20 protein-coding genes and 1 tRNA gene are annotated in these 16,121 nt (G+C 38.1%); 17 read left to right on the top strand and 4 right to left on the bottom strand.

From position 1 onward, the window contains the following. Positions 1 to 163: 163 nt before the first annotated feature. The 9 genes from rpsF to alr all read left to right on the top strand — a co-directional run bounded on the left by rpsF (position 164) and on the right by alr (position 6,562). Entirely contained in the window at positions 164 to 505 is a 342-nt protein-coding gene (gene rpsF, locus I6F45_RS04335) for a 30S ribosomal protein S6 (RefSeq protein ID WP_007378473.1), read from the top strand. 43 nt (positions 506 to 548) lie between these two features. Next, positions 549 to 866, top strand: a complete 318-nt coding sequence (priB, locus tag I6F45_RS04330) for a primosomal replication protein N (protein WP_004588456.1) — start codon at positions 549 to 551, stop codon at positions 864 to 866. A gap of 12 nt (positions 867 to 878) precedes the next feature. Then, complete coding sequence (rpsR, locus tag I6F45_RS04325; protein ID WP_007378475.1) at positions 879 to 1,106, top strand: 30S ribosomal protein S18; 228 nt, start codon at positions 879 to 881, stop codon at positions 1,104 to 1,106. Positions 1,107 to 1,141: 35 nt separating this feature from the next. Further along, on the top strand, positions 1,142 to 1,594 hold the full coding sequence (gene rplI, locus I6F45_RS04320; protein ID WP_002962755.1) for a 50S ribosomal protein L9: 453 nt from the start codon (positions 1,142 to 1,144) through the stop codon (positions 1,592 to 1,594). A gap of 430 nt (positions 1,595 to 2,024) precedes the next feature. Further along, entirely contained in the window at positions 2,025 to 2,573 is a 549-nt protein-coding gene (locus I6F45_RS04315; RefSeq protein WP_165727257.1) for an RNA polymerase sigma factor, read from the top strand. Then, positions 2,560 to 3,042 carry a hypothetical protein gene (locus tag I6F45_RS04310; protein WP_197159764.1) on the top strand — a complete coding sequence of 161 codons (483 nt, stop codon included), beginning with the start codon at positions 2,560 to 2,562 and terminating at the stop codon, positions 3,040 to 3,042. Before I6F45_RS04315 ends, I6F45_RS04310 begins: the two co-directional genes overlap by 14 nt. A gap of 9 nt (positions 3,043 to 3,051) precedes the next feature. Further along, positions 3,052 to 3,990 carry a DUF4097 family beta strand repeat-containing protein gene (locus I6F45_RS04305; RefSeq protein WP_101216066.1) on the top strand — a complete coding sequence of 313 codons (939 nt, stop codon included), beginning with the start codon at positions 3,052 to 3,054 and terminating at the stop codon, positions 3,988 to 3,990. Positions 3,991 to 4,103: 113 nt separating this feature from the next. After that, positions 4,104 to 5,483 carry a replicative DNA helicase gene (gene dnaB / locus I6F45_RS04300; RefSeq protein ID WP_007587308.1) on the top strand — a complete coding sequence of 460 codons (1,380 nt, stop codon included), beginning with the start codon at positions 4,104 to 4,106 and terminating at the stop codon, positions 5,481 to 5,483. Further along, positions 5,483 to 6,562: an alanine racemase gene (gene alr / locus I6F45_RS04295; RefSeq protein ID WP_007587306.1), complete on the top strand. Its 1,080-nt coding sequence runs from the start codon at positions 5,483 to 5,485 to the stop codon at positions 6,560 to 6,562. The genes dnaB and alr overlap by 1 nt, the downstream gene beginning before the upstream one ends. A gap of 19 nt (positions 6,563 to 6,581) precedes the next feature. On the opposite strand, the gene I6F45_RS04290 is transcribed toward alr, so the two are convergent. Beyond that, a complete protein-coding gene (locus I6F45_RS04290) occupies positions 6,582 to 6,821 on the bottom strand; it encodes a DUF2960 domain-containing protein (protein WP_007587305.1) in 240 nt (79 codons plus the stop codon). A gap of 107 nt (positions 6,822 to 6,928) precedes the next feature. On the opposite strand from I6F45_RS04290, the gene I6F45_RS04285 reads away from it, so the two are divergent. The 3 genes from I6F45_RS04285 to I6F45_RS04275 all read left to right on the top strand — a co-directional run bounded on the left by I6F45_RS04285 (position 6,929) and on the right by I6F45_RS04275 (position 8,815). After that, positions 6,929 to 7,180 (top strand): hypothetical protein, encoded by a 252-nt coding sequence (locus I6F45_RS04285; RefSeq protein ID WP_007587304.1) that lies wholly within the window; start codon positions 6,929 to 6,931, stop codon positions 7,178 to 7,180. Between the two features lie 201 nt (positions 7,181 to 7,381). Then, the gene (gene pnuC / locus I6F45_RS04280; protein ID WP_007587303.1) at positions 7,382 to 7,999 is read left to right on the top strand and encodes a nicotinamide riboside transporter PnuC; all 618 of its coding nucleotides are present in this window, start codon (positions 7,382 to 7,384) and stop codon (positions 7,997 to 7,999) included. A gap of 3 nt (positions 8,000 to 8,002) precedes the next feature. Then, positions 8,003 to 8,815, top strand: coding sequence for a phosphotransferase (locus tag I6F45_RS04275; RefSeq protein WP_165741754.1), 813 nt, complete (start codon positions 8,003 to 8,005; stop codon positions 8,813 to 8,815). Here I6F45_RS04275 and I6F45_RS04270 read toward each other — a convergent pair. Then, on the bottom strand, positions 8,812 to 8,994 hold the full coding sequence (locus I6F45_RS04270) for a hypothetical protein (RefSeq protein WP_007587299.1): 183 nt from the start codon (positions 8,992 to 8,994) through the stop codon (positions 8,812 to 8,814). The genes I6F45_RS04275 and I6F45_RS04270 overlap by 4 nt on opposite strands. Before the next feature lie 246 nt (positions 8,995 to 9,240). Here I6F45_RS04270 and I6F45_RS04265 point away from each other — a divergent pair. The 3 genes from I6F45_RS04265 (at position 9,241) to I6F45_RS04255 (ending at position 10,769) form a co-directional block, all read left to right on the top strand. Further along, positions 9,241 to 9,315, top strand: a tRNA-Arg gene (locus I6F45_RS04265). Between the two features lie 214 nt (positions 9,316 to 9,529). After that, positions 9,530 to 10,063: a DinB family protein gene (locus tag I6F45_RS04260; protein ID WP_165727261.1), complete on the top strand. Its 534-nt coding sequence runs from the start codon at positions 9,530 to 9,532 to the stop codon at positions 10,061 to 10,063. Position 10,064: 1 nt separating this feature from the next. Next, the gene (locus tag I6F45_RS04255) at positions 10,065 to 10,769 is read left to right on the top strand and encodes an NRDE family protein (RefSeq protein WP_165727262.1); all 705 of its coding nucleotides are present in this window, start codon (positions 10,065 to 10,067) and stop codon (positions 10,767 to 10,769) included. A gap of 108 nt (positions 10,770 to 10,877) precedes the next feature. Here the strand turns inward: I6F45_RS04255 and I6F45_RS04250 are convergent, their stop codons facing one another. Continuing rightward, positions 10,878 to 12,641, bottom strand: coding sequence for a lysophospholipid acyltransferase family protein (locus I6F45_RS04250; protein ID WP_165727263.1), 1,764 nt, complete (start codon positions 12,639 to 12,641; stop codon positions 10,878 to 10,880). Positions 12,642 to 12,993: 352 nt separating this feature from the next. Here I6F45_RS04250 and I6F45_RS04245 point away from each other — a divergent pair, with 352 nt between their 5' ends. Beyond that, positions 12,994 to 14,208: an HD-GYP domain-containing protein gene (locus I6F45_RS04245; RefSeq protein WP_197159762.1), complete on the top strand. Its 1,215-nt coding sequence runs from the start codon at positions 12,994 to 12,996 to the stop codon at positions 14,206 to 14,208. Here I6F45_RS04245 and I6F45_RS21320 read toward each other — a convergent pair. Continuing rightward, the gene (locus I6F45_RS21320; RefSeq protein WP_033012404.1) at positions 14,168 to 14,491 is read right to left on the bottom strand and encodes a hypothetical protein; all 324 of its coding nucleotides are present in this window, start codon (positions 14,489 to 14,491) and stop codon (positions 14,168 to 14,170) included. The genes I6F45_RS04245 and I6F45_RS21320 overlap by 41 nt on opposite strands. 283 nt (positions 14,492 to 14,774) lie before the next feature. On the opposite strand from I6F45_RS21320, the gene I6F45_RS04240 reads away from it, so the two are divergent. Further along, the gene (locus tag I6F45_RS04240) at positions 14,775 to 16,025 is read left to right on the top strand and encodes an outer membrane protein transport protein (protein ID WP_024592249.1); all 1,251 of its coding nucleotides are present in this window, start codon (positions 14,775 to 14,777) and stop codon (positions 16,023 to 16,025) included. The last annotated feature ends 96 nt before the right edge of the window (positions 16,026 to 16,121 follow it).

The following is a 16,121-nucleotide window of genomic DNA, read 5'->3' as shown; positions in this document are numbered from 1 at the left end:
ATTACCTTTTAACTCTTATCCATAAAAGCTTAAAAAACCTGCTTGCTTAATTATCCATCTAAGCGTAAAATGCGCGCTCATTTCGGCTTTTAAACTATTAATTCCTTGCCTTAAACCGACCGGCCGAAACGGTAGAAGGCTCTATTAACCGTAAGGAATATCCATGCGTCATTACGAAATCGTATTCATGGTTCACCCAGATCAGAGTGAGCAAGTTGCTGGTATGATCGAACGTTATACTGGTTCTATCACTGAAGCTGGTGGTGTTATCCACCGTCTTGAAGATTGGGGCCGTCGTCAATTGGCTTACCCAATTAACAAGCTTCATAAAGCTCACTATGTTCTTATGAACGTTGAAGCACCAACTGAAGTAATCAGCGAGCTAGAAACTACTTTCCGCTACAACGATGCAGTGCTTCGTAACTTAGTTATCCGCACTAAAACTGCTGAAACTGAAGCGTCTCCTCTTGCAAGAGAAGAGAAGAAAGAAGCACCAGCTGCTTAATTGTTTTGAGTCCTAGCATGGCATGTAATCAGCAGTTACTATAATGGTTAGCCCATATATGAATCAGCTGGTTATATCTGGGGTAGTTTGTAAAACTCCCAAGTTTAGTCAAAGCCCTGCTGGCATCCCGCATTGTATTTTTGTTGTAGAACATAAATCGATGCAAACCGAAGCAGACCTTAACCGTAATAGTTACGTGAGGCTTCAGGTAGTTGCCAGTGGAAAGCAAATGCAACAACAGACTCAACATTTGCACGTTGGGCAGGCATTGCAAGTGAGTGGTTTTTTAAATCGCCACGAAGGTCGTAACGGCCTTAGCCAATTGGTTTTGCATGCTCAGCATATAGAAAGAATTATTTGAGGAATTAATCTCATGGCACGTTATTTCAGACGTCGTAAGTTCTGCCGCTTTAAAGCGGAAGGCGTAAAACAAATCGATTACAAAGATCTAGCTACTCTTAGAAACTATGTTACAGAAAGTGGCAAAATCGTACCTAGCCGTATCACAGGTACTAGCGCTAAATTTCAGCGCCAGCTAGCAACTGCTATTAAGCGTGCTCGCTACTTAGCCCTTCTTCCATACACTGACTTACATAAGTAAGCAGCGGATTAACAGTTTTTAAAAGGTGTAGAAACATGCAAGTTATTCTACTAGATAAGATCGCTAACCTAGGTAGCCTAGGTGAACAGGTTGTAGTTAAATCTGGTTTCGCACGTAACTTCCTTTTCCCTCAAGGTAAGGCAGTTCCTGCGACTAAAGCTAACATTGAAACGTTTGACGCTCGTCGTGCAGAACTTGAAGCGAAAATCGCTGAACAGTTAGTTGCTGCACAAGCACGCGCTGAAAAACTAGAAGCATTAGCAGAAGTTACATTAGTATCTAAAGCTGGTGACGAAGGTAAGTTATTCGGTTCAATCGGTACTCGTGACATCGCTGACGCTATCTCAGCTGTTGGTGTTGAAGTTGCTAAGTCAGAAGTTCGTTTGCCTCTAGGTACTATCCGTGAGACAGGTGAATTTGACGTATCAATTTCAGTTCACTCAGACGTAACGGCTACTATTAAAGTAATCGTAATCGCTGAAGCTTAATTTTTAATTAAGCGACAAAAGCCGTGCTATTAGCACGGCTTTTTTGTGTCTGTAATTTGGCTAACTTTAATTAGTTAAGGGCACAGTTAAATAATACCAATCCGCAATAATACTTAATCATTTTGCGGGGCTAAACGTGTCGCTACCTGTGTTAAAAAATTCTCATTTACGACTGCGTGGATGCAGAAGGTAGAGCAATGCAGGAGCAATTGCCGAGAACAACTAAATAGCGAATTTTTTGTCTAGCTATCAACACGTTTTTCCATCCTCAAAATAGATCACTTAATTAAGCGAATTGGTATAAAGCCTCGTACAAGCCCCTTTTTTATTCAATTATTTTTTTATTCCCTTTAAACCTTTTCGAACTGTTATTACGTCTAACTTATCAATACACTAACTCAATAATAATAATTAAAAGGCGGCATCACGGATGTTACACGTTAAACCCGAACAAACGCCTTTATGCGAAGCTAAACTCATTGAGCGAGTTAAATCAGGTGATCAAGGCGCATACACAACGCTTTATGAGTTACATATAAAACGAGTCTACGGTTTATGTTTACGCTTATTAGCGGACCAAGCGCATGCTGAAGATGCAGCCCAAGAAGTGTTTGTACAGGTATGGCGTAAAATAGCGCAATTTGACGGTCGCTCGCAGTTTTCTACTTGGCTCTACAGCGTTGCCAGTAATGTTGCGATTAACTACTTACGCAAGCAAAAAAATTGGCTGCAAAAAGTAGTGAGCATTGAACACTGCGGTATGGATGAGCAATCAGCTAATGACTGCAAAGGCTTAAATGGTCTCGATAAATTAATAGTAAGGCTTCCTGAGCGCGCACGTATGGTGTTTGTGTTGTTTGCAATCGAAGGTTACAGGCACGAGGAAATAGCCGATCAGTTAGGTATGGCTGTTGGTTCAAGTAAGTCGCAATATCATCGTGCTAGGCAGCTACTACAAGAGTGGTATGAAAATGAATAAACCAAATTTTGACGACTATTTAAATGAGTCATTAAACACGCTTGATAAAGACATTACGCCACAAAAAGACCTGTGGGCGGGAATTGAGCGAGCAATGGTTAGTAATAAGCAGGACCTAAAAGGCACTGCTATTTGGCCAAAACTAACAGCAATAGCTGCCTGCACATTAGCGGCTTTAATTGCTGTAAATTTATTTGTTATAGCGCCCGAGCCACAACCCGTAGTGGCTATAAGTGATTACTTTTCGGCGCAAAAAAACAGTTTGTTGGTTGAATATGAAAATAAAGAAGCATTGACCACTAACTGGCAAACGCAGCTACAAGAGCTTGAAAACGCAGAGCAAGAAATAAAGCAAGTTCTTGAAAATGAGCCACAAAACCAAGCGCTACTAACAATGTTAGCGCAAATATATCAACAACAACTTGATTTAATTAACAAGGTGCATGCGCCACGTTGGCAGCACATTTAGGAGTACTACATGAAAGCGATTTTATTAGGACTGAGCTTATTTCCGTTGGCGGTATTAGCGGGTGAAAAAATAGATAAGCAAATAGACGTACCAAGTGGCGGCACTATTTTTATTGAAAACCAACGCGGTGATATACATATTACAGGCTGGGATAAAAACGAATTTAAAGTATCTGGCGAGCTTGATGACAAAGCCGAGGGTTATGAGCTTAAAACAAATGGTGATAAAACTCAGTTTATTGTAAAAATGCCACGTAAATCAAATTGGAGTAATAATGGCGATGGCTCAAGCCTAACCATATTTATGCCTAAAAGCAGTAGTTTAGAGTTTGCTGGCGTTAATGTATCGGTGACTGCAAAAGAGCTAAAAAATGGCGCTGAAGTTGACGTGGTTAATGGCGAAATTACGGTAGATGATATTACTGGCAACATTAAGCTCACCACCGTAAATGGTGATGTAAATGCAGAAAACCTAAGTGGTAATATTCAATTTGAAACCGTAAATGGCGAAATTAACGATAGAGAATCAAGTGGTGAACTACGTTTTAGCGCTGTTAATGGCGATATTAAATCAACCTCAAGCGCCAATGATGTGCGCCTTGAAAATGTAAATGGCGATATAGATTTTACGCTATCGTCAATTAAAAACTTACGTATTAACACGGTGAATGGCGAAGCCGAAGTACATATTAAAGAGCTTTTAAAAGGCGGTGATGTACGTTTTGAATCGGTAAGTGGCGATGGTGATTTTTACTTTCCTGACAGCGTATCTGCAAATTTTGAAATTAAAGCGCACGCTAATGGCAAAATCATTAATAAAGTTACTGGCGATAAAGTCAGTAAAGCTAAATACGGCCCAGCCAGTGATTTAGAATTTAGCATTAATGGCGGTAATGCTAATGTTGAAATGGATACAATTAGCGGGCGCATAGAGCTTCGTATTAAATAACGCTCATTCACCTTCACGATTACAAAAAGCAGGAAAAGATTTCCTGCTTTTCTATTTGCACAGCCCCTTCAAGTCGATAGAATAGAGCCATTCAATTTTACTACTGTGAAGTTATGGCCAAACCAGATAAGCAAGTCGATACACTTAAAGTTCCTCCCCATTCAATAGAAGCTGAACAATCTGTTTTAGGTGGCTTAATGCTTGATAACCAAGCTTTTGACCGCGTAGCGGAGCTTGTTGTATCACAGGATTTTTATACCCGCACGCACAAGTTAATTTTTGAGGCGATGACGGCACTTGCTGAGATTGGCGATCCGATAGATTTAATCACTATTTCTGAAAGTTTAGAAAAAAATAATAAACTGGCAGGAATTGGTGGCTTTGCTTATTTAGCAGAAATAGCTAAAAACACGCCAAGTGCTGCTAACATTGACGCTTACGCAAGTATTGTACGCGAACGTGCTGTTGTACGTGAAATGATTGGCGTAGCGAACGAAATTGCAGAAGCCGGCTTTAACACCGAAGGGCGTACTAGTCACGACTTACTCGATTTTGCCGAAAGCAAAGTGTTTAAAATAGCTGAGCAACGAACAAAAAATAATGAAGGCCCGCAAAGCATTCATAGCATCCTTGAAAAAACCGTTGATAAAATAGAAGAGCTTTATCAATCACCACAAGATGGTGTTACGGGTGTAAGTACAGGTTATGCCGATCTTGATAAAATGACGACGGGCTTACAGCCTTCTGACTTAATTATTGTTGCAGCGCGTCCATCTATGGGTAAAACCACTTTTGCGATGAACCTTGCAGAACATGCTGCAATGACTCAAGACAAACCAGTATTAATTTACTCTCTAGAGATGCCTTCAGAACAAATTATGATGAGGATGTTAGCGTCTCTTGGCCGTATTAACCAAACTAAGGTACGTACTGGTCAATTAGATGATGACGATTGGGCACGACTTTCATCAACAATGGGCTTATTGATGGAAAAAGGTAAAATGTACGTTGATGATGCATCGGGCTTAACACCTACCGATGTGCGTTCACGTGCAAGGCGTATAGCCCGTGACCACGGTGGCATTAGTATGATCATGGTCGATTACTTGCAGTTAATGCGTGTACCAAGCCTTGCTGATAACCGAACGCTAGAAATTGCTGAAATTTCACGTTCACTTAAAGCACTAGCAAAAGAGCTAAAATGTCCGGTTGTTGCGCTTTCGCAGCTTAACCGTACGCTAGAGCAACGTGCCGATAAACGTCCTATTAACTCAGATTTACGTGAGTCGGGGTCGATAGAGCAAGATGCCGATTTAATCATGTTTATTTACCGTGATGAAGTTTATAACGAAGACAGTACTGACAAAGGTATTGCCGAAATTATCATAGGTAAACAACGTAACGGCCCAATTGGTAAAGTGCGTTTAACATTCCAAGGTCAATTTTCTCGCTTTGATAATTACGCGGGACCAGCGGTAGATGACGATTACTAATGCGCCTAGCCACTGCTGAAATTAATTTAGCTGCACTTGCGCATAATTTAGCGCAAGTTAAGTGCTTTGCACCTAACAGCAAAGTAATGGCGGTGCTAAAAGCAAATGCTTACGGGCATGGTTTAGTAACGATTGCGCAGCATTTAAATAATGCTGACGCATTTGCTGTGGCGCGAATAGATGAAGGGCTTGCCCTTCGAGCTGGGGGCTTAACAAAGCCAATAGTTTTACTAGAAGGCTTTTTTAACAAAGCCGACTTACCTATTTTACTCGCTAATAACTTTCAAACTATTATTCATGACGAATACCAATTAGCCGCGCTTGAAAAAGCAAAGCTCGATGCGCCAATAACATGCTGGTTAAAAGTAAATACAGGTATGCATCGACTAGGTATTGCGCCAGAGCAGTTTGAAGAGTTTTATAACCGCTTACAAAAAACACCTAACGCCAAAAATACCGTTAATTTAATGACCCATTTTTCGTGTGCTGATGATGTTGATAATGCCAAAACGGTTCAACAAATCACGTTATTTGATAACTTAGTGAATGGCATTGACCAAGCACATTGTTTATCAAATTCTGCTGGTATTATTGCATGGCCGAGCGGTCATGGTGATTGGGTGCGCCCTGGGCTTATGCTATATGGCGTATCGCCAATGGCAAATAGTATTGGGCAACAACATAAATTAAAACCAGTTATGCGCTTAACTACGCGCGTAATTGCAGTGCGTAATGTACCAGCTAATGAGGCGGTAGGGTATGGCGGACGTTGGAAAAGCGATAAACCAACCAAGTTAGCTGTTGTGGCTATGGGTTATGGCGATGGTTATCCTCGGCACGCTAAAGAGGGCACACCAGTAATAATTGGTAAGCAGCGTTATGGTATTGTTGGCAGTGTTGCTATGGATATGATTAGCGTAGATATAGGCGCTAATGAGCACAATATTAAAGTGGGCGACAGAGTCACTATGTGGGGCCCTGAGCTACCAGTTGAAGAAATAGCATTATGCGCTGATACTATCCCTTACGAGCTATTATGTAATATTACACCGCGCGTAAGTTATGAGTATCAGCGTTAATACAGCTATAAAGCGGTATTTACTCTTTTATAAAGTAAACGTCGCTAAAGCCCATACGGGCAAATTCTTGGTCGCGAAAGTTACGAACAGAAGCAGACCCTTTTGAGGTCATTTCTATTTGCTGTACCATGCTTAAGTAATTAGTCAGATCAATACCTTCGGCGGCAGCAATTGCTTGATACATGTCGTGGTATTTATCTTTAGCGAAATTAATCTCGCGCGGTTCGTTTTTATATTTGTAGGTTATTCTACGTGCCATTTTAAGCTCATTTCAATTGAGTGTTGCAGCGATTTTACACTGTATTTAATAACGGCTCTAGCATTGAATGACTTGTTGTAATCGGTAATTAAAATAAAGAGTCAAAAATGAAATTATCAGTAGAGATCAGTAAATACCCACTTCACCAAGATTATATCCCGTTTATTCAGGGCTTTATTGACAGATTAAACGAATACGATGATTTAAAAGTGATTACTAACACGTTATCAACGCAAATTTTTGGTGATTACGATTTAGTAATGCAGGTGTTAAATACCGAAATTAAACGTTCATATGAAGAATTTGGTAAAGCTATTTTTGTATGTAAGTTTCTCTCTGGCGACTTATCGCCTGAATAACCTATAATACCAACCTGCATAAATATTTGATCAATTTAACGAATTAAATTGCACTATAACGTCATTAAAAATTTTTTATTTAGAACAACTAGATACAAAAATTTTTGCCTAGTTCTAGCGTAATTTTCTTAACGTTAAATAGACCCCGTATATAAGCAGATTGGTATAACAATCGGCACAACTAAACGGTAATTGCATAATATGGACTTTTTAACACAAACCTTAAGTGGTTTTACAGCAATGTCGCATTGGGAGTATATTGCGGTAGGGTTGTCGATGGCTTATTTATTATTAGCAATAAAAGAAAGCTTATGGTGTTGGCCTGCGGCATTTTTTAGCACGCTCATTTATACAATAATGTACTGGAATGGCGCATTACTTATGGAGTCGTTACTTAATTTTTATTATATGTATATGGCTGTATTTGGCTGGGTTGTATGGCGTAAAGGCAAAGCTGCAAATTTAAATATTACATCGTGGTCGATAAACCGTCATGCTGTTTTAATTAGTTTAACAACCGTAGCTGCAATAGTTATTGGTTACGTTATGCAAAATTATACTCATGCCGATTTTGCTTATCTTGATAGTTTTACAACATGTTTTGCCGTAGTAACTACTTACTTAGTGGCTAAAAAAGTCCTCGAAAACTGGCTGTACTGGATTGTAATAGATGCCGCTTCTATGTATTTATATTACGAAAAAGGCTATTACCCAACGCTAGCACTCTTTATATTTTATACCATTATGGCAGCGTGGGGCTTTAAAACCTGGTACGAAGAGTACGAACAAAGCCAAGCTAAGCCTCTAGCACAGCTTTAATCAATGATTGAGCATACTCAGTTAGTAAAAATGTGTAGTGCGTTTATAGAGCCTACAAGCATTGTTTCAAGCGAGCGATTACTTAATGGCTTTAGTAACGATAATTTTTTAATACGTACCGAGCAACAAGGGTATTTGTTAAAGTGTTATAAAAGCCATTGGCCAAGTGACGGCCTTGAAGCGCAGCGCTTTTTAAGTGACTTTAATATATGCCCTGCGCCTATTTGGCTTGATAAAGAAAACGGTCGTGCGGTATTTAATTATATTGAAGGCAAGAGCGCGCAATCGGATATAACGCTTTGCTTTATTAATAAACTTGCTCAAGTGCACAATTACAAAGTGTCTACCGCGCCAATGGATATAGCTAAAGAGCTTCATTTTTATCAAAGCACCCACGTATATACGCAATACAAACCTCAAATAGAGAAGGCACTCAAAGCCGTTGCAGCTATGTCATTTAATGGAGGCTTTTGTCATAACGACTTAGTAAAAGATAACATTATTGTAAATGCTTCAGGCATGTATTTAATTGACTTTGAATATGCACAAACTAACGATGTGTATTTTGATTTGTCAGCCCTTGCAGTGAGCTTTAATCTTAATGAGAGCAGTGAAAGTGCATTGTTAAATAACTATAAAAATAGTATCGATAAAACAAAAACGTTTAATCCTTCAATGGATAAGCTGAATTATTATAAGCTGTTTTTTTTAGTGTTATGTATTGGCTGGTATGAAGAGCGCAGCATAACTAGTAAATCTGTAATGTTACGCGCGCAGCTAACTAAACTCGTTAATAATACTTTTTGTAGATGTTAAAGACCACCAAAGCGCTCGGCGAGCTCTTTGTATTTTGTTACTTCGGCTGTATCAAATTGTGGTTCACCATTTTCATCTTCTGATTTAGCAATTAATAAACTTTCTCTAGAGAGACGTTTTACACGCTCTACTTTTACACCTAAAAATTCAGCAACTTGCTCAGTAGACATTAAACTCATCATTATTTCCTCGTATTAAATCCATCCGCACAGCGACAATCATAGTTTCAATGTTACTAAACCGTTACTGTTTCCTATTCAATAAGAATAAATAGCGTGTTTTTAAGCCATTGTGAAGTGTTTTATTTAAAAGAGTTTAATTAATAAGCATATAAGCTGATGTTACTGGTATTTATTTAAAGATCTCTTTATCATTGCTGATGCTAAAGCACTGATATCGCGAGTTGGTGTGGCGGCAACAAATGTGCTCTCGTGGTGAAATGGATATCACGTGGCCCTCCGGAGGCTAAGTTGTAGGTTCGATCCCTACCGAGAGCGCCATTTGCTTTTACATCTACTAATATTCCCCTCTATATTATCTAGCTTTTCATTAATTACTTTTGTATTTAAAAATGTATTACTGCATAAATTTTGAAATTTTATTGTAAGAACAGCTTTCTAGTTATTTATACAATGCAAAATTGCATTATTCAAAATGTTATCTAACGTTATGTATGCATATACGACGAAATTATAAATGAGGAAAACCGATTCAATGTTAAATAGTCAGTTAGAAATACTCGCTCAAGGACATGCTTATCTTGAAAGTGTAACTAAAGAGGATTATTCGCAAATCGTTGCTCCTAATTTCATTAGTTCAGTTGGGTCACATATGCGCCACATTATCGATCATTACCAATCTTTAATGACGGGCTTTGGTATAAATAATATTGATTACGATAGTCGCCTACGCGGCAGTAATATTGAAAGTAACCCCTGTGAAGCTATAAAAAAAATTGCCGAGATAGCATCGTGGATTGAACAGCTAAGTCCAGATGATTTTAATAAACCGCTGTTACTTTCAAGCGAAGTATCAATTAAAAGTAAAAATGTACAAACTGTAACAACCTCATTAGCACGAGAGCTTATATTTGTAGGAAGCCATGCAGTACATCACTATGCGATGATTTCACAAATTACCTTTGCACAAAAAGCATCATTCGACCAGAACTTTGGGTTAGCACCAAGTACAGCCACTTTTTTGAGAGAAAAAAGCCAACAAAGCCAATTAAAATCACTGCAAAGTTAATATGTGCACTTTAAGTTACTTTCTAACTGATGATGGCTACGAGTTGTTTTTTAATCGTGATGAACAAAAAACGCGAGAAATGGCAATCGCCCCGAGTAAGCACACAGATAACGCAATTTACCCTATCGATCCGCAAGGGGGTGGTACTTGGCTTGGTGTATCGCATTGGGGGCAAACATTAGCTTTATTAAACGATTATCAAAGTGCATTTGATATAACTGCCGTAAAGCACAGCAGAGGCCTCTTAATCCCGCATTTACTAAGCAATAATACCCCTGCATTGTCTCAATTAAAAAATATGGATTTATCGGGTTACGCGCCTTTTAAATTGTGTATTTTTCCGGATAAATTATCGCTAAATAATGGGCACATCGCTTTTGTTCGGTGGGACACAAAAAAATTAATCGATTGCCAAGTTGAATCGCTTGCAACGTCGTCTGGCGTTGAGCTAGAAACAGTTACACAAAAGCGTAAACAACAATTTAAGCAATTTATTGACTTAAGATATCCTGCAAGTGAGCAGTTTTTAGCATTTCATTACAGCAAAGCTGATCAAGGCCAATATGGTGTAAATATGCAAAGAGAAGATGCAATGACAGTCAGTATTAGTCATATTAAAGTTGGTAACACTATACGCTTTAATTATTTTGATAAGCAGTCTCAGCTCATTAGCAGCATTAGTTGTTTAAAAGTGGCTGCAGCTTAACTAAATATTTTTATAGCTGTTACATAACTAAAAAAGTCGACGCAATTAATTGCGTCGACTTTTTTGTTGCTCTATTTTCATCTGCAGTATTAATACAGCAGATGAAAATTATGAGTGATTTATATAATCATCTTTTTTATCACCAAGGTAGAGCTTAAGTAGCTTTTCAGGCGCACTTGGTAGGTGCACACTTAAAAGTAATCCTGGGGTGTGATTAAAGTTACTGTCAATTCCCATACAATGAAATTGAGCGCCTAGCTTATGATATTGCTTTAATAAAATTGGTATGTCTTTTTTGTCTTCTTCTATTCCCATAACCAATGTTGATACATGATCTATGTTTAACGTGTGATCACTAATGAAGTCTTCAAACTCTGGATGAATTTTATTATTAAAAGGCGTATTGGCGCTAACACCTTGTTTATTATTAACCATTGCATGGTCAATAATTGCGACAGAACGAGGGTCGTAAAGCTTACTTAATGAAACAGTGCCATATAAAGTCCTATAACGTGGGTTTTGCGCCATAAACGCACCGATCCCTTTAAATAGCAGTAATAAGCCATGGTAACTGCCTTGATGTTTTTGAACTATAAACGAGCGACCCATTTCCAAGCACGGCTGTTGTTGATTAATAAAAGAGGGTTCAAAATTAAACATTTGCGATAAATAAAGGGCGCTCACGTCGCTATTTTTTTGTAATAAATCAGTTTGTCCAATTCGATAAGCTCCAATGATCTCTTCATTTTTATGATCAAAAATAAATAAATGCATGTAGGTTGCGTCAAACTTATCGGTATCACATGGCTCGCCGCTTCCTTCGTTTAATGTACGAAAGGTTATTTCTCTAAGGCGTGTTATTTCAGCAACACAATTAGGTATTTGATCTTGATAACCGTAATAAACGGAGTAACTTTTAAAGTCTAATAAGTGCTGCTCGCTTGGTAAGCTAGCAAGTTCACTCGTCATTTTTGTTTTATCAACATCCTGCATAATCGCTTTTAGTTGCATTGACTGGGCATCGTCTTGCCAAGGTGTTACAAAGCGTTCATCGTTTAAATAGCAAAGCAGGCGTGCAATATCGTTAATGTCGTCAGTTTTCTCAAATTTATTTAATAACTTGGGTGTAAGTAAATTACCAGCACCTAAATTAATGGACCTTTTTTGAATTTTAAGTAATTCACGTATTAGCATTAATAATCTAAATCGGTAGTAAATACGTCCCAAATTGTAAAACATAGGGCTATTTTGACCACTAATAAACACAGGTAATAAAGGGGCTTGTGTTTTTAAGGCTAGTTGAGCCGCTAAGCGATTCCATTGACCGTCGGTTACACGTTGTTTTTTTGATTGAAAAAACGAAACCCTGCCAGCAGGAAAAACCACAAGTAGGCCATCATTTTTAACATGACTAAAACACTGTTTAATTGCGCTGGTATTAATGGCTGCTTTTGGTTTTAGTGGATTAGCAAAAATAAAATAATCTTTAATTTCTGTAAATATTTTTAAACCAACGTTAGCCATTACTTTAGTATCGCTACGATAATGGGTGAGTAATTTGGCAATTATTACGCCCTCAATCATGCCATAAGGATGGTTACATACTACTATGCAAGGGCCTTGCTTAGGTATTTTGTTAATAACACTTTGTGCGCCAAGTACATTAATACCCAATACATTTAAAAGCTTTTCACTAAACTCCTGCTTATCTAAACCCGATAAATTATTAGAGAGGTATATATCACGCAGTTTATTTATACCTAATAAGCTATCGAGCAGTGGAGCGGCTGCTTTTAATATATGACCCAAAGGCGAGGCTGTGTTTATTGCAGCCACACTTAGGTTTGATACGGGGTGGTTTAGTTTTGTCATATATTAGTACTCTTAAGAATTTAAAGCAGTTGTTATTAAGTGCTGTGTATATTGAGACCGAGGCAAAACAATATTATGTTCAAGAAAGGTTAATAAAGTTCGCTTTTTTATAATGATTAGATAAATTTTATAGCTAAATCACCTGCTTTTTAGTGATAAGCAATTTAGTGTAGTTGAGATGAAAGCGTTTAATTATTAAAAAGTAAAATAATCAGAATTACAATGCAGCTCAAATAGGGCTGTAAATAATGCTTTTAGTTATATATAACTACTTACAACTCAAAAACTAGACTTTTAGGCTTAATTAATGCTATTTAAGGTACATATTCCTTAATAGAAAAATCCCGCCTTTATGCTAATTACTTTGCCCGTATCTGAGCTTACTCCTGGTATGTATGTTGATAGCGTTACTAAGCAACATGAAGGGATCAATAGCATAAAAATTAAGACCAGTGGCTTAGTGCGCGATAGATCTATTATTAAGCGTTTAGTCTCTGAAGGGGTGCTTGAGCTGCTTATAGATTTTGCTAAAGGTGATGCCCCAGTTCCTGCCAAATATAAGCCTCAAAGCAAACCTAAAACATCTAATAGCCAGCAAAAAGCCGAAAAAACACCTATAGCAATCTCAATTGAACAAGAATTTGCTAAAGCGAGTGTCAATTACGATCAGCATGGCCGAAAGCTACAGTCGTTATACGGTGACTTAACATCTGGCCTGAGTGTTAATATAAAAGTGCTTGATGAAATAGCCAGCGAAATAGTCAGCTCAGTTTTTCGTAACGCCAACGCCATGACTATTCTTACTCGTATAAAAGATAAACACAGCTATAACTGGCGGCATATGATCAACTGCGCCATTTTTACCGCTGTATTTGCTAAATACTTAGGGTACAAAATGGCTGTTGTGCAAGAGCTTGCCATGGGCGCGTTACTTCATGATTTAGGCCAAGCTAAATTACCGCAGGGTATATTTTCAAAGCCAACTAAGGTTACTAATAATGAGCTCTTAGCGATTAAAAAGCATGTAGCGCAAGGTTTGGGTTTAGTTAAAGGCGAGAAGGGTATAACACCCCTAATGCTTGATATGATAGTGAATCATCATGAGCGCTTAGATGGCTCTGGTTATCCGCGAGGCCTACAGTCAGAGAAGTTAAGTCGTCCAGCGCGTATAATGGCAATTGTAGATGTGTACGATGCAATGACTGCCGATAGAATGCATCAAGATGGTGATGAACCAATCAACGCATTGCGGTACTTATTAGCCAATAAGCAATTGTTTGATGGTGAGTTAGTACAGCGTTTTATAAAGTGTTTAGGGGTTCATCCGGTAGGAACTATTGTAAAATTAACGAATGAACGTTTAGCCTTAGTGCTTGAAGGGAACGTATTAAATCCTATTAAACCTAAAATTAAGCTATTTTATAATGCTAAGCACAATCATCATGTTACACCGAAAGACATCGATTTAAGTGAGCACACCCAAGAGCTTAAAATACTATCAAGTGTTAAGCCCTTAGATTATCAGATTAATTTGTCTCGCCTGCTAAAAGAGCATTTGTTGAACTAGCCTTACTGCATTGCCTTTTTTTAGTTTGTTTTGCAGAAATAAACGCACCCAAAAAGCAATTTCCCATCAGTGTTAACCATAACAAAGTGCCTAGCTCTACGTGCAATGCAAAACAACACAGCGCTAAAGATATTAACGCATTTAACATTGCCCCTAGCCAATAATGGTTTACGGGGTTATCGCATTGTCCTGCTTGAGTACATGCGCAGTAGTTTGCTTTGTAAAAGCAAAACACACTCGCCCCACAAAATATTAGCCCTGTAATAATAAATAAAATGATCACAGTTTTACTTCCATTGCGATTTTATAATGAGTGTAAGTTGCTACTAATTCCAAGTCAATCTAAATGATAATTAATTACATTTAGAGTGTTTACTCTAATACCACACTTCTCATCCGATGAGTTTTAAATAGTTGTTAAAATGTCGTTAAAAAACATGTTTTTTACTGTCTTTTGACGTATTCATAGAGTTTTTTACAAAAAATTAAGGTAGTGTAATCACGTTTTAAATCCTAATAACAACACACATAGTACCCAGACAGTCAGTTTGGTTAAGGACTCAACAATGAAATTTTCTAAAACCCTTATTGCAGCTTCGCTTGCATTTGTTTCAGCTGATAGCTTTGCAGCTGCGTTTCAATTATCAGAGCAAAATGCATCGGGTTTAGGCCGCGCATACGCTGGTGAAGCTTCTATCGCAGACGACGCGTCTGTAGTTGCACGTAACCCTGCACTAATGACTTTATTTAAAGAAAAGCAACTAAGTGTTGCTGCTATTGGCGTAATCCCAGATGTAAGCTTAGAAGGTGAAGGCGCGCCAACTGGTATTGATCAATCTTCATTAGATGACGATAGCATTGCACCAAGTGCAGTGGTACCAGCAGCTTACTTTACTATGCCTTACAACGATAAAGTATCGCTTGGTTTTGGTGCATTTTCTAACTTTGGTTTATCAACAGACTTTGACGATGACTACTCAGCAGGACAGATTGCTGGTAAAACAGAAATCTTCACCGTTAACTTAAATGCAAGCGTTGCTTATAAAGTTACTGAAAAGTTTAGCTATGGTATTGGCTTAAACGTAATTTACGCTGATGCAACTATTGTGCGTCATGCTGGCTCTGGTTTACCATTTGCTTCAAGCACTGAAGTTGTGAACTTGGAAGGTGATGATACAGGTTACGCTTTAAATGTTGGTTTAATGTATCAGCTAGATGATAACAGCCGTTTTGGTTTTAATTATCGTACAGAAACAGATATTACATTCGAAGGTGATTACTCGAATCAAATACCAACAGCTTTTGGTGGATTAAATGGAACTGAATTACCTGGTTCTGTTGAAATAACACTTCCTGCAATAGCTGAATTTTCAGGTTCTCATCAGTTAGATGAAAAACTTGGTCTTCATTACAGTATTTTATGGACAGGTTGGAGTAGCTTTGATTCATTAGAAGCACAAGTTACAGCTCCAACTGGCGATAAATTTAGCGCATTTAATAAAGATGAAAGCTTCTCTGATTCATACCGTTTCGCTGTTGGTTCAGATTACCAATATAACGAAGATTTATTACTTCGTGCTGGTGTAGCATTTGATCAGTCTCCAGTATCACAAGATCACCTGTCGATCTCTATCCCAGATACAGATCGTTTTTGGTTCTCATTCGGTGGTAACTACACAATTGATCAAAGCTCTAACGTTGATCTTGGTGTAAGTATTATCCGTGGTAAAACTCAGAACTTTGAAGAAGATGGATTTGAGTTTGAGTCAGAAGGTAATGCAGTACTTATTGGCGCTCAGTACAACTACAAGTTTTAATGTAGAAGTGTCTTGTGGTTAATCACAGGGCACAAAAAAGCCGCTCACTTTAATTAAAGTGAGCGGCTTTTTTAATGCCTATTAAATAGTGTTAAT

It is taken from the genome of Pseudoalteromonas sp. SWYJZ19 (assembly GCF_015864375.1).
In the GTDB taxonomy this organism is placed as follows: domain Bacteria; phylum Pseudomonadota; class Gammaproteobacteria; order Enterobacterales; family Alteromonadaceae; genus Pseudoalteromonas; species Pseudoalteromonas arctica.
The sequence above is the reverse complement of the archived record's forward strand: the minus strand, read 5'-3'. Positions and strand labels throughout refer to the sequence as shown.